Genomic DNA, 12,816 nt, shown 5'->3' with positions numbered 1-12,816 from the left:
TTGCTATAACCCTGATTAAAATTCGATCTTTATAATATTGATATCATTAGGGGTATTTATGACAGGGCTGGCAATCAATAGTCAATCGAACGCATTTTCAATCGCCACTTTAATCTATGCGCGCTTACGTCGTGTATCAGGTCGGGTTATTGACGCATTATATGTGGTTGAAAATGTCGAATATGCACGCTTTGTTTCTAACTTGGCTTTGGAAACGGCTGATCCTGAATTATCTCGTTTAGTTGCACGTTTATATAGTGAGTTGAATTTGCATGAAGTTGCAGTTTCAGCACCAGAAGAATCAATAGTTAGCTCAGTTCAATCTGAAACAGCAGAAATTTTAATGAGCGAACCGACTGCGGAAGATATCTTTAAAGCGCAGGTTGCACATCGTTATATTGGCGCATTGCGTTAATTCAAGCCTGCTGTGAGCAGCGGCATATATTTCCTGCTGCGCGCAGCCTGATGTATCAGCTATCTTTCTATGTTTCAAGAGTTGTTGAACTGCGCAGAAGGCGGCTGTTTATAGCTAGAGTTTATCTGTTTGAAAGGATTCAATTCAATCAAAAATAAAGGTGGATGGAAGTCCTGTTTGAAGGCTTTTTGAAAGGGGAAAGGTGAAGTTTAATTTAAAACGTTTAATTTATCTAATTGAAATGATAGATAGGAATTTGAAAATTCATTTTGAATAACATCATGCGTTTGCATTGAACGTTGAAAACTTCAACTGCCATTTGCCAAGATTCTCTGTATAATGCGTTAACTTAACGATAAGGAATCTCTCATGCACTTGGCGGCATTGCATACACCGAGCCAGATTCAACTCAACCAAGATGGTAACTTAAAACATTTCCTCACCATCGAAGGCCTTTCTAAAGAAACTCTCACAAAAATATTGGACACTGCACAGTCCTTTTTTAATGACCAAAATCAGCTAATTACGAATAACCTTTTAGAAGGTCGTACAGTGATGAACCTGTTTTTTGAAAATTCAACACGTACCCGTACCACTTTTGAAGCGGCAGCAAAACGTCTGTCTGCAAACGTATTGAACATTGATATTGCACGTTCAAGTACATCAAAAGGCGAGACACTGCGTGATACCTTGTGGAATTTAGAAGCGATGGCGACCGACATTTTTGTGGTTCGTCATTCATCGTCAGGCGCGCCGCACTTTATTGCCAAAGATGTTTGTCCGCATGTGGCAATCATCAATGCAGGCGATGGCCGTCATGCGCATCCTACGCAAGCCATGTTGGATATGTTGACGATTCGCCGTGAAACCAAAAAGAATTTTGAAGACATTTCCATTGCCATCATTGGCGATATTAAGCATTCGCGTGTTGCCCGTTCAGATGTCGCTGCATTACAAACATTGGGCTGTAAAGATATTCGTGTCATTGCGCCAAATACTTTGCTGCCTTACGGTTTTGATGATTATGGCGAAGGCATTCGTCTGTTCAACAACATGGAAGCCGGCATTCAAGACTGCGACGTGATTATTACTTTACGTATTCAAAATGAACGTATTGATTCTCCTGCGCTGTCTTCTCAAGCTGAATTTTACAAAATGTATGGTTTGAATAAAGAGCGCTTGGCTTTGGCAAAACCTGACTGCATCGTGATGCATCCGGGACCAATGAACCGTGGTGTTGAAATTGACTCGAGTATTGCCGATGGTGCTCAGTCGGTGATTTTACATCAGGTGACTAACGGTATTGCGGTACGTATGGCGGTACTGGCTTTGGCGATGCAAGGTCAGTTGCAAGAAAAAGGTTTAATTGAAGCGATTGCGGTTTAAGGGATAGTCATGAGTATTGTTAAAGTTGAAAATGTACGTGTCTTAGATCCAATCAATCAAACTGACAGCGTACAGACGGTTTATATTGAAAATGGCCGATTGGTTGCCGAAAGCAATGCCGCTGAAACCATCAATGGTCAAGGCAAATGGCTGATGCCAAGTATGGTTGACCTTTGCGCGCGTTTACGAGAGCCGGGTCAGCAGCAGCACGGCACTTTAAAGTCAGAAGGTAAGGCTGCGCGTGCGAATGGTATTTTGCATGTGTTTACGCCGCCAGACTCTAAACCAATTGTGCAGGACAATGGCGCATTGATTCATGGCCTGGTGGAAAAAGCCATGCTGGACGGCGGTATTTATCTGCAGGTGATTGGCGCGCAAACTCAAGGCTTGTTAGGCAAGCAGCCGGCGAATATGGCAGGTTTGAAAAAAGGCGGCTGTACTGCAGTATCAAATGCTAATGCGCCATTTATGGACGATGATGTGGTGATTCGTACCTTGGAATATGCTGCGGGTCTGAACATGACCGTAGTGTTCTATGCCGAAGAACCGCAAATTGCCAAAGATGGCTGTGTGCATGAAGGCTTTGTCGCATCTCGTCAAGGTTTGCCGATGATTCCTGCATTGGCGGAAACCGTAGCCATTGCAAAATATTTACTGATGATTGAAGCCACTAAAGTGCGTGCGCATTTTGGTCTGTTGTCATCAGGCGCATCTGTTGAATTGATTAAACATGCTAAAGCGAAAGGCTTACCGGTGACTTGCGATGTAGCCATGCACCAATTGCATTTAACTGATCAGTTGATCGACGGCTTTAATTCACTTGCGCATGTGCGTCCGCCGCTGCGTTCTGAGCAAGATAAAGACTTGCTCCGCCAAGCGATAAAAGACGGTGTGATTGACGCGATCTGTACGCATCATGAGCCATTAAGCAGCTCTGCGAAAATGGCGCCATTTGCTGAAACACAACCTGGTTTTACCGCATTTGATACCTATGTACCTTTTGGTATTCAATTGATTCAAGAAGGCCTATTAAGCCCTTTAGAATGGGTTGAGAAAGTCACACTCGCACCGGCAAAAGTGGCCAATATGCAGCAGCGCTGGGCAGATGAAGCGGGCTGGGTACTGGTCGACCCAGAGCTGGAGTGGACCATTAATAAAGACACGATTGTGTCAAATGGTAAGAACACACCATTAATTCAGCACACAGTCAAAGGCAAAGTGCTTCAAGCTTTTTATGCCGTTTAAGCTGAAGCTCGACATGGAAAGATATTGAGTCTTAGTATTTTAATAAGACATCCAAAAGTCAGCTTCGGCTGGCTTTTTTAGTGAAGATTGAAATTAATAGATTGAAAATAAAAGAAGAAATTAACGCGTTGACAAGTCCGAACAAATTATTACATTTGATCAAAAAATAAGCATATAAACTGAAGTACACATGAAAATAATGACAACTGCATGGAGTACAAATATGAGTATAGATTTATTAGCGCTTATTAAGCAGCACGTCTCCTCGATTGTGCTGGACGGTGATACACAACACTTAACTGAAAAAAATTCAGCCATTAGCCAGTTTGTTCCAGTCCTGTTGAATATTTTTCGATCCAAACCTGAGTTTATTGATACCTTTCAAAAACAGTTAAATCCACGAATTAGTGATATTTTCTCGGCGAATCCCACATTAAAAGATCAATTTCTGCAACATCTGGGTGGCGGTGCAGCACCAGCGTCAGAAATAGAGCAGACCTTGAATCATTCGATCGCCCCAACTTTAGGGGTACTTGAAAATGAAGCGGGTTCATCTGATCCCGTCGCAATCACGCATTTACTCGATAATCATGCAGATAGCATTTTGGCTGCACTGCCACAATGGGCAGTACCTTTACTCGCAGGTTTAGGGATCAATACAGCAGCCGGCCGTACATTACACCAAGCGCCTGCCGTTGAACCAACACCTGTTATCGTTGAAGAAAAACGCTCGAATTGGTTATTGCCGATTATTGCGCTGCTTATATTATTAGGCCTGATCGCATTTTGGTTTAAGTCTTGTACCAATAAACAAGAACCAACCACCTCTGCAACAACGGTTGCACAGCCTGCGGCATCTCAGCCAGCGCATATGCAATTTAGTACTGGTGCAGATGGGCAGTTAACCAACTGTCAAATTCAAACAGGCGATTCAAACTATCTTGAAATTTTGCAGCAACAAGTCAAACAGATCTTTAACTTTAATACGGGCTGTGGTGCTTCATCTGATGCCAGTTACCATACTCAATTTATTGATCAAGATACCATTCCAACTGTTCTGCAAAAACTCAAAGGTGTCCCCAATACCACTTTAACCTGGACTGAAAATCAGTTATCGATTTTGTCGCAAAATCCTGCGGATGCTCAAAACCTTGCCAATCAAATTAAGCCTCTAGCAAAAAATATGACAGTATTGGTTCAAGAAGGTGTGAGTGAACAAACTGCAGTAGATAACAGTATTACTGATGCACAAAAAGCATTAGCGAGTATTAACCCTGAACAAGTTCGTGCTCTAGATGTTGCGACTGCGCTGAACTTACAAATTATTAATTTTGCGACAGGTTCATCTGATATTCCTGACGTGAATAAATCGATTTTGGATCAGGCGGCAGCGTTAATGCAGCGTGCAACACAGGTGCATCTGACTGTACAAGGTCATACCGATGCTGTGGGTAATGCAGAAGCGAATAAAACTTTATCGCAAGAGCGTGCGCAATCTGTAGTGGATTATTTGGTGTCTAAAGGCGTTGATCCAGCACAGCTTCAAGCGGTGGGCTATGGTCAAGAAAAACCCGTAGCGGATAACAGCACCAAAGAAGGTCAATTCAAAAACCGTCGTATTGAGTTTGAAGTTTTAAATACTGAGAATGGCAAAGTACGAGATGTCACCAGTGAAGGCGTGACTGAAAAGACCAATTAAAACCATACTAAATTAAATGAGAAGTAAAAAATCCCTGCACATGCGGGGATTTTTCTCGTCAAAGCGCTGTAATTTTGAGTAAAATACGCGCGAAGAATAAAATCATAATGGTACTTATACAATGAAAAAAATAGTCATCACGAGTCTCATGTTGTCTGCGGCATTGATATCCGGCTGTGATAATTTTAAAAATAAAAAAGATGCTGAAGCCAAAACGGAAGCGCCTGCTTTGGAGGATTGGAGTTGTACTGCACAAGCCAATATTGACCAATTGCAAGATCATTTAAAAAACGAATATCTCAAAGAATTAAACAAAGAAATACGTCAGTCCGATTATGAAGCCGATCAGCAACTCATGGATCTGATTGTAAAAAATCTAAAATTTAAAATTCAAAATGTCACGACCTTAACTGAAGACCCTAATAAAGCCAAAACATTGGAATGTAGCAGTCAACTGTTGGTGGTTTTTCCGAAAGGATTACAAAAGCGTGCTGAAAACGCCTTTGCTGAACGACCATGTGACGAAGGCTGTGAAGAACGTAGTAATTATACTTTGAATGATTCACTCGAAGATGGTGAGTCAGGCTTAAGCATGGACAATGATCAGCTTAAAGGGAACTTTAGCTATAGCATCACTAAAACCGACAAAGATGGTTTAAGTTTAAGTGTCCCGAGTCAAAATGACGTAATTGATAGCGTTGTAACAGTGACACGTCATGCGGTGTTATATGCGGCATATAGTGCTCAAAATAAGCGAGATGAAGAATCCTATCAGCAAGGGATGGAGAGCCAATCTCAACAAATGAGCCTTGCACAAAAGGCGATGGATATTCGTAAGAAAGAGCTAGATCAGGATAATGCCAAAGTGGTGGATCGTCTCAATCAGACTTGGGATCATTTTAGTGATGAACAAAAGGTGCAGTTACAGCAAGATCAAGCAGACTGGTTTGAAAAGCGTGATATCGATTGTAAAGTGCTTGCACAAAAAAGTGTTTATTCATTAAATGAAAGTGAAAAAGAGACTTATCAAAAGCATTCGCAATACTGGGATGAGGCGATGAATACGCAAAATCAAGAGTTGCAATATACCAAATGCTTTAATCAGAAAACTACAGAACGAATTGTATATTTAAACAACGTTTTTAATTGATCTAAAAGAAGAAAAGCCCTCAATTGAGGGCTTTTTTATGAATCTTAGTTTATTGCTTGATGATCAAAACAGGAATTGGGCACTGCGTTAAAATATTTTGTGCTACGCTGCCCAGCATGGCTTTTTTCAAACCTGTGCGTCCATGCGAACCCATGATGATTAAATCCGCAGAGATTTCATCAGCCACTTGTAAAATCCCTTCGGTTGGCGATACACCATGAATCAAACGGGTTTTAACCTCGATACCATCGCGTACAAAGGTTTGTTTGATATCTTCTAAACGCAGCTGAGCACTTTTTTCAGCTTGCATAAAATATTCAGTGATTGCAGGTGCAACAGCATAGAAATCGACACCAACAAATGGATCAACAGCAACAACACTGACAATGGTCACTTGTGCATTTTGACTTTTAGCCAAGCTGAGGGCATGTTCAACAGCAGAATATGAAATTGGAGATTCATCCACAGGGACTAAAATTTGTTGATATTGACTCATATCTGCTTCCTTAATATTTTAAATGTTATCAATCTAATCTTGCGCTATTCACGATATTGTATGAATTAGACAAAAGGGTAAGCTTATTGGTGAAGGGTGTGCTGAATACAAAAAAGCCCACATGATGTGGGCTTGGTCATCTTAAGCTTTTACAACCAACACGGGTAATTCAGTATTGCTGAGTACATCTTGTGCGAAACTACCAAGCAGCATTTTCTTAAATCCTTTGCGACCATGTGAACCCATCACAATTAAATCAGCTTTGACTTCATTGGCTGCTTCTACGACACCTTCAGCAGAAACTTGACCTTTAATAATCTTACTTTGTGCATCTATACCAACTTCAGTCGTGATTTGCACAGCTTCTTTTAATGCAGATTCTGCATTTGCGTAAGCTTGTACGAAATATTCTTTCATGATTGATGAAGAATAATAGAAGTCTGCATCGGTAAATGGGTCTTCAGCAACAAGGCTGATTAAAGTGAGTTGGCTGTTAAACGCCTTGGCAATAATTGCAGCTTTTTTAACTGCAGAAAACGAGATTTCTGAACCATCGACAGGTACTAAAATGTTTTGATATGACATGGAACAATCTCCTGTAATTTTGCTTTTAAACCCTATAGATTATTGATAACACATTGTCGTGCATGGTTCAATTTATTAATCTAAAAAATATTGTAAATTCATAAAATTACATAAATTAATGTCGATAAGTCGTCAAATAAATCTGAGTGGAAAACTCGGACTTTGCTCAAAAAATATTAAAATAAAATCGACTAATTTTCTCGGATTTTGAGCCTAAAAGATCAATTTGAACTTTATAAAAATAAGCCTAAACTATATACAGTTTTAAATCTAAGATTTATAACAGAATTGATGCGATTGGATAGTTAGATATGTCATATAAAGTAGGGTTGGTTATACTCAGCGTGTGTTCAGTGTTGCATTTGTCTGGTTGTCAAAACACGCAAAGCAGTACCAAAGTCATTGCAGGCGCATTTAACTTATCGACACAAGTCCAAAAGACCTTTATCAACCTACATGCACCTGACAATGTCATTGTGCAATCGAATATTCAATATCTACAAAATCCAAATTTAAATCTGGATATCTATCAACCTGAAACAAGTACGGTTATTGCACCAAGACCAACGATTGTTTGGATCCACGGGGGCGGTTGGGTCTCTGGCTCAAAAGAACATGCAGGTGGATATTTTAAACGGCTCGCAGCCCAAGGCTATAATGTGGTTTCTGTTCAATATCAGTTTGCACCTGAAGCCATTTATCCCACACAGCTCAACCAAATAGATGCAGCACTGACGTTTTTGAATCTACATGCGGCACAATATGGCATTGATTCGCAAAATATGTATTTGGCAGGCGATTCTGCAGGTGCAAATATGGCCAGTCATTATGCCGCCTTGGTTACGAATCCCGATTTTGCGCAAGCGTCAAAGATTCAACCTGTATTAAAGCCTTCACAGCTTAAAGGGCTGATTTTGCATTGTGGTATTTATGATTTAAACAGCTTTGTAAATACTGCACCCGACGAGATTGGATTGATCGAGTGGGGCGTCTATAACTTGGTTCAGGCGTATACCGGAGACAAAAAAGATGATGCCGAGTTTTTAACGCGTATTTCAACGGCCTCAAATATTAATGCAAATTATCCGCCTGTATTTATCAGTGGTGGCAATAAAGATTTTTTAACCAAAACGCAATCTGAGCCTTTTGTAGAAAAATTGCTGGCAAATAATGTACCTGTGACAGCGGTTTTTTATCCAGATTCGAAAGAATTTTTGGTACATGAATATCAATTTATGATGAGTAAAAAGGCCAGTCAGCAGACCTTTGATCGTACTTTAGAATTTTTGCAACAACACACACTGACCGTTAAAAATTAAAAACAGACATAAAAGGCTTGCAGAATAATCTTTAACTTAATAACATACCTACCAGTTGGTATGTTTATTTTGGAATGATTAATGAATTCGGTAACATTAGCCTATGGCTTACTGTCATTGGCGATTATCTCAGAAGTAATTGGTTCGACATTTTTGGTGAAGTCAGAAGGGTTTACCAAACTTGCGCCTTCATTGGCTGTCGCAGTTTTATTCTGTTTAGCATTTTATTTATTGTCTCAGGTGATTAAAGTCATACCACTTGGTATTGCTTATGCCATTTGGGCGGGTGTTGGTATTGTTTTAACTGCACTAATTGGCTACTTTATCTTTCGTCAAAGTTTAGACCTCCCAGCCATGTTAGGGATAGGCCTGATTGTTTCAGGTGTGGTCGTGATCAACCTGTTTTCAACTTCAGCTGGACATTAATATGGATAATCCGCATCAGCGTAAGAAAGAGCCTCAACTGATACGCCAAAGTATTTTGCAGCACGCAATCCGTCTTGCTGCAGATAAAGGTGTCAATGGGGTGTCGATTCAAGCCGTTGCGGATTTAGTTGGGGTCACAAAAGGTGGTGTATTTCATCATTTTTCAAATAAGCAAAAGCTCTTAGAGTCCATGATCGTCATGCTTTTAGCTCAATTAGACGAGGTCGTTGACCGTTTAATTGAGGAAGACCCTGAGCCATACGGTCGTTTTACCCGAGCCTATATTGAAATTACCTTAGAAAAACAAATCATGGGTTTGCAACAGTCTTGGTCCGCGATTTCGATGACCATGCTGACCGATAAAACTTTTAATGAATATTGGATCGAATGGATGAACTCACGTTTAGAGCGACATCATCAGACCGATTCAGATATAGAACTGAAAATTGTTCGTTATGCAGCTGATGGTATTTGGCTCACCGCTTTTACAGAAGTGGAAGACGAAAGCGAAACCCAATTATTAAAACAAGAACTGATCGCCCGAACGTATCGAGCGAAATAGACTAAAGAACGCTGTTTGTAAATGTGCACTTAATTTCTTTTATATTTGAAAATAGCATGTACGACTAAACCAAAGACCAAACCCCAAAATGCAGAGCCAATACCAAAAAACTGTACGCCGGATGCACTAAACAAGAAGGTGAGTAAAGCAGCTTCACGTTCACTGGCTTCTTGGAAAGCAATGACGATGTTGTGTCCAATGGTGCCGAGTAGGGCAATGCCTGCTAAAGCGGTAATAAATACCAGTGGGAAAGCGGTTAAGAAACTCACCAAAGTGGCTGCAAACAGGCCCATCACAATATAAAAGAAGCCACAGGTCATACCTGCGATATAACGTTTTTTCTCATCGGGGTGGGCTTGGTCATCTAGACTGATTGCGGCACTAATCGCAGCAATATTGACACTAAAACATCCAAATGGCGCGAGTAGCGTTTGGGCTGTCCCAGTCCAACCGATCAGTTGATTGACGTTGGGTTGATAACCATAACTTTTAATCATGGCTAAACCCGGTAAATACTGAGAGGCCATATTGATTACAAAGAGTGGTAGCGCCAAACCCAGTATTGCTGAGATCGAAAATTCAGGTGTGACCCAAACCGGCTGTGCGAGTTCTAAATTAAGCGCCGGTAATTGAAAGCCAAGTAATAATGGACACAGCATGATGCCAATGATCACCGTAATGACAATACTATAACGTGGTACCAGTCGTTTACTGAGGACATAAACCACGAGTAAACCAAGAACGAATGTCCATTCATTTTGTAAACTGACAAATAACTCAATACCAAATTTTAGAAGTACGCCCGCCAACATTGCACTGGTTAGACTTTGCGGGATATAGCGCAGTATTTTTTCAAAAATTCCTAAAAATCCGAGTACTGCTGTCAATAGGCCACAGACTAAGAAAGCACCTAGGGCGGCATTCATGCTGTAACCATTTGCAGTCGCTAAAATCAGTGCTAGTCCTGCAGTGGACCATGAAGTCGCAACGGGATATTTAAATTTCCAAGACAGAATCAGCCCGCTTAAACCGATACCCAAACCTAGAGCCCAAAACCAAGAGGTTATTTCTGCAGTGTTGGCACCGAGCAGTTGTGCAGATTGGATCACCAAAACAGCCGAGACACTGATCCCGACTAAGAACGTAATAAAACCTGCAAAAGCAGCTGGAATGGAAAAGTCTTGGAGTAGTTTTTGCATAATGATCGAGCTATGAGTATTGTTGGCGCAGATTTAAGATGACATTTTTCAGGATGATACGCTCAAGTCCTGTACAGTAAAAGTGCTCATCGAGATATTATGGAAATACTTTATTTATTCACTGATGTTACGCAGTAACATCAGAAGAGCCATTTGATTCAAATAAAAGAACGATACGCGGCAATGTCATCCGCAAGTGTTTGAGACAGGACTACTTCTATTCAAAAATGTTTTTGCGATACTTTTGAATAATTAGATGCTAGTGAACAAGTTTTGCGGATGACAATGGTTTTGGGTACTTTTGCCGAAACAAAAGTACCTCCAGCCGAAGGCTAATCCCTTTATTTAAATCCTAGATGTAAGACTCCGTCGAATAGACTTAAAAAGCATTTTAAAAATGCGAAATTACTTTTACGTGCGTAACATCAGTTATTAACAAACGGCACTTTAATAGGACGAATCGACAACCCGCCTTGTGGATGTTTCATCCATTCAAAACTTTAAAGGGATATGGATTTTCCTAAGAAAAAAACAGTACTACTTTGCCCATGTCAGTTACATGGTAGATGTCGCAAGCTTTAGACCAAATCCACAAAATAGAAGACCAACCGCTGCTACACAGCATGCTGTAAATTTATAACGATGGCTAAAATAAGTGGCCAGTTTTGCACCCGAAAAGATCAAAATCGTTAAATAGCTCATACTGATAATTTGCAGTACGATCGCGAGTGCGGTGAATGTAATCGCTGGATATGGATAAGCAGGATTGACGAATTGCACAAAGAACGATAAGTAAAAAAGAATGGCTTTAGGGTTTAAAATACTGATGGTTAATGCGGTCTTAAACGGTTTCAGTTCGCTCAAACTCAGTTGTTTAGTGTCGAGTTGTTCTGGCGTTTGAACGGCATTCCATGTTTGGTAGGCAGCCTTGAAAAGTTTGATACCTAAATAACTTAAATACAGCGCACCGACAATTTTTAATAATAAGAATAACCAAGGGAAGGCATGAAGTAAGGATGCAGCACCGAGAGCAGTGAGTAAGATTAAGATCAAATCGCCAGTATAAACGCCAAAAGCGCCTAAATAGCCGACCTTAATGCCATAGCGAGAGGCAACAGACATGACATAAAGTGAATTTGGACCGGGTAAAATCACAATTAATATCGTACCAATAATAAAGGTCGTTAAGTCTGTGATTCCAAACACTGAAGACACTCAAATAAAAAACCGAAGCTGTAGTATACAACTTCGGTTCTGGATGAAACTGAAAATTTCTAATTTAAGCTTTAATTTCAGCATCTAAGCCAAAAGATTGACGCAGTAGGCTACTCAGCTGCTCACGTGCTTTAATAAAACCATCAATACCGCCTTGTAATAGTTGGAAAGACATTAAGTCTTTTTCAACTTCAGCTTTGAAAGTTTGTTTGTCGAGCACTTGTACGTCGTGTTGACAGTGTGCATGCGCATGATGATTAGACAGTTGCACTTCAACGGTACGCTGATCTTTTTCAAGTTCTGCCAATAAATTCGGTGAAACCGTCAATAAATCACAACCTGCTAAGCCAAGCACTTGATCGATACTACGGAAGCTAGCACCCATAATTTCAGTTTTGATGTCATGTTGTTTGTAGTAGTGGTAAATCTGCTTAACTGATAACACGCCTGGATCTTTCTCAATCGGGTAGCTATCCACATTTTCAGCTTTTTTGTACCAATCTAAAATACGGCCGACAAATGGTGAAATTAGTGTGACTTGAGCATCTGCACAGGCTTGAGCTTGATGTAAGCCAAACAATAGCGTCAGATTACAGTGAATGCCTTCGGCTTCAAGGGCTTTAGCGGCTTGAATGCCTTCCCACGTTGAAGCAATTTTAATTAAGATACGGTTTTGATCGATACCATACTGTGCATATAAAGCCAGTAACTCTTTAGCTTTTGCAACGGTGGCATCGGTATCATAAGACAAGGCTGCATCCACTTCTGTAGATACACGTCCTTCGATCAATTTTAAAATTTCTACACCAAATTTGACCGTAAGAATGTCGATGGTGCGCTCAACCAGCTCATCGTTTAGATAACCTTCTTTACGCGCTTGTTCAAAAGCACTTTCAATCAGTTCTTTATTTTCAGGTTGATTTGCCGCTGCTGTAATTAAAGATGGATTTGTGGTCGCATCCAATGGACGGAATGTATTAATCGCAGCTAAATCACTGCTGTCAGCAACAATCGTTGTTAGGCTTTTTAATTGGTTTAACGCATTTTGAGTCATTTGAAATCTAGTTCTTAATGTTCTTGGTGTACATACTTTTATAACACAATCTGTTTAGAACCCAA

At 40.4% G+C, this 12,816-nt stretch carries 13 protein-coding genes; 8 read left to right on the top strand and 5 right to left on the bottom strand.

Annotated elements, in window-relative coordinates:
• Positions 1-58 precede the first annotated feature (58 nt).
• The 5 genes from B1202_RS00745 to B1202_RS00725 all read left to right on the top strand — a co-directional run bounded on the left by B1202_RS00745 (position 59) and on the right by B1202_RS00725 (position 5,895).
• Positions 59-415, top strand: coding sequence for a hypothetical protein (locus B1202_RS00745; protein WP_078188621.1), 357 nt, complete (start codon positions 59-61; stop codon positions 413-415).
• A gap of 369 nt (positions 416-784) precedes the next feature.
• Positions 785-1,801, top strand: coding sequence for an aspartate carbamoyltransferase catalytic subunit (locus tag B1202_RS00740; RefSeq protein WP_078188620.1), 1,017 nt, complete (start codon positions 785-787; stop codon positions 1,799-1,801).
• A 9-nt stretch (positions 1,802-1,810) separates the two neighbouring features.
• On the top strand, positions 1,811-3,046 hold the full coding sequence (locus B1202_RS00735) for a dihydroorotase (protein ID WP_078188619.1): 1,236 nt from the start codon (positions 1,811-1,813) through the stop codon (positions 3,044-3,046).
• A 223-nt stretch (positions 3,047-3,269) separates the two neighbouring features.
• Positions 3,270-4,745: an OmpA family protein gene (locus B1202_RS00730; RefSeq protein ID WP_078188618.1), complete on the top strand. Its 1,476-nt coding sequence runs from the start codon at positions 3,270-3,272 to the stop codon at positions 4,743-4,745.
• A gap of 121 nt (positions 4,746-4,866) precedes the next feature.
• Positions 4,867-5,895: a hypothetical protein gene (locus tag B1202_RS00725; RefSeq protein WP_078188617.1), complete on the top strand. Its 1,029-nt coding sequence runs from the start codon at positions 4,867-4,869 to the stop codon at positions 5,893-5,895.
• A gap of 49 nt (positions 5,896-5,944) precedes the next feature.
• Here the strand turns inward: B1202_RS00725 and B1202_RS00720 are convergent, their stop codons facing one another.
• Positions 5,945-6,391, bottom strand: a complete 447-nt coding sequence (locus B1202_RS00720; protein WP_078188616.1) for a universal stress protein — start codon at positions 6,389-6,391, stop codon at positions 5,945-5,947.
• A 141-nt stretch (positions 6,392-6,532) separates the two neighbouring features.
• On the bottom strand, positions 6,533-6,976 hold the full coding sequence (locus B1202_RS00715) for a universal stress protein (RefSeq protein ID WP_078188615.1): 444 nt from the start codon (positions 6,974-6,976) through the stop codon (positions 6,533-6,535).
• A gap of 311 nt (positions 6,977-7,287) precedes the next feature.
• Between B1202_RS00715 and B1202_RS00710 the strand changes: the two genes are divergently transcribed.
• From B1202_RS00710 to B1202_RS00700, 3 genes are all read left to right on the top strand, one after another.
• Positions 7,288-8,295 carry an alpha/beta hydrolase gene (locus B1202_RS00710; RefSeq protein ID WP_078188614.1) on the top strand — a complete coding sequence of 336 codons (1,008 nt, stop codon included), beginning with the start codon at positions 7,288-7,290 and terminating at the stop codon, positions 8,293-8,295.
• A gap of 81 nt (positions 8,296-8,376) precedes the next feature.
• A complete protein-coding gene (locus tag B1202_RS00705) occupies positions 8,377-8,721 on the top strand; it encodes an SMR family transporter (RefSeq protein WP_078188613.1) in 345 nt (114 codons plus the stop codon).
• Between the two features lies 1 nt (position 8,722).
• Positions 8,723-9,283 (top strand): TetR/AcrR family transcriptional regulator, encoded by a 561-nt coding sequence (locus tag B1202_RS00700; protein WP_078188612.1) that lies wholly within the window; start codon positions 8,723-8,725, stop codon positions 9,281-9,283.
• A gap of 29 nt (positions 9,284-9,312) precedes the next feature.
• Here the strand turns inward: B1202_RS00700 and B1202_RS00695 are convergent, their stop codons facing one another.
• The 3 genes from B1202_RS00695 to tal form a co-directional block, all read right to left on the bottom strand.
• A complete protein-coding gene (locus tag B1202_RS00695; RefSeq protein ID WP_078188611.1) occupies positions 9,313-10,482 on the bottom strand; it encodes a benzoate/H(+) symporter BenE family transporter in 1,170 nt (389 codons plus the stop codon).
• 555 nt (positions 10,483-11,037) lie between these two features.
• Complete coding sequence (gene leuE / locus B1202_RS00690; RefSeq protein WP_078188610.1) at positions 11,038-11,688, bottom strand: leucine efflux protein LeuE; 651 nt, start codon at positions 11,686-11,688, stop codon at positions 11,038-11,040.
• A gap of 73 nt (positions 11,689-11,761) precedes the next feature.
• Positions 11,762-12,751 (bottom strand): transaldolase, encoded by a 990-nt coding sequence (gene tal, locus B1202_RS00685; RefSeq protein ID WP_078188609.1) that lies wholly within the window; start codon positions 12,749-12,751, stop codon positions 11,762-11,764.
• Positions 12,752-12,816: the final 65 nt, after the last annotated feature.

The sequence above is a fragment of the Acinetobacter amyesii genome (assembly GCF_002018365.1).
In the GTDB taxonomy this organism is placed as follows: domain Bacteria; phylum Pseudomonadota; class Gammaproteobacteria; order Pseudomonadales; family Moraxellaceae; genus Acinetobacter; species Acinetobacter amyesii.
The sequence above is the reverse complement of the archived record's forward strand: the minus strand, read 5'-3'. Positions and strand labels throughout refer to the sequence as shown.

Bases quoted from the DNA above. Each gene is read 5' to 3' on its own strand.
- B1202_RS00735 (WP_078188619.1), top strand. From the start codon at position 1,811: ATGAGTATTGTTAAAGTTGAAAATGTACGTGTCTTAGATCCAATCAAT.
- B1202_RS00720 (WP_078188616.1), bottom strand. From the start codon at position 6,391: ATGAGTCAATATCAACAAATTTTAGTCCCTGTGGATGAATCTCCAATT.
- B1202_RS00710 (WP_078188614.1), top strand. From the start codon at position 7,288: ATGTCATATAAAGTAGGGTTGGTTATACTCAGCGTGTGTTCAGTGTTG.
- B1202_RS00730 (WP_078188618.1), top strand. From the start codon at position 3,270: ATGAGTATAGATTTATTAGCGCTTATTAAGCAGCACGTCTCCTCGATT.
- B1202_RS00705 (WP_078188613.1), top strand. From the start codon at position 8,377: ATGAATTCGGTAACATTAGCCTATGGCTTACTGTCATTGGCGATTATC.
- B1202_RS00725 (WP_078188617.1), top strand. From the start codon at position 4,867: ATGAAAAAAATAGTCATCACGAGTCTCATGTTGTCTGCGGCATTGATA.
- B1202_RS00715 (WP_078188615.1), bottom strand. From the start codon at position 6,976: ATGTCATATCAAAACATTTTAGTACCTGTCGATGGTTCAGAAATCTCG.
- B1202_RS00695 (WP_078188611.1), bottom strand. From the start codon at position 10,482: ATGCAAAAACTACTCCAAGACTTTTCCATTCCAGCTGCTTTTGCAGGT.
- B1202_RS00740 (WP_078188620.1), top strand. From the start codon at position 785: ATGCACTTGGCGGCATTGCATACACCGAGCCAGATTCAACTCAACCAA.
- B1202_RS00700 (WP_078188612.1), top strand. From the start codon at position 8,723: ATGGATAATCCGCATCAGCGTAAGAAAGAGCCTCAACTGATACGCCAA.
- tal (WP_078188609.1), bottom strand. From the start codon at position 12,751: ATGACTCAAAATGCGTTAAACCAATTAAAAAGCCTAACAACGATTGTT.
- B1202_RS00745 (WP_078188621.1), top strand. From the start codon at position 59: ATGACAGGGCTGGCAATCAATAGTCAATCGAACGCATTTTCAATCGCC.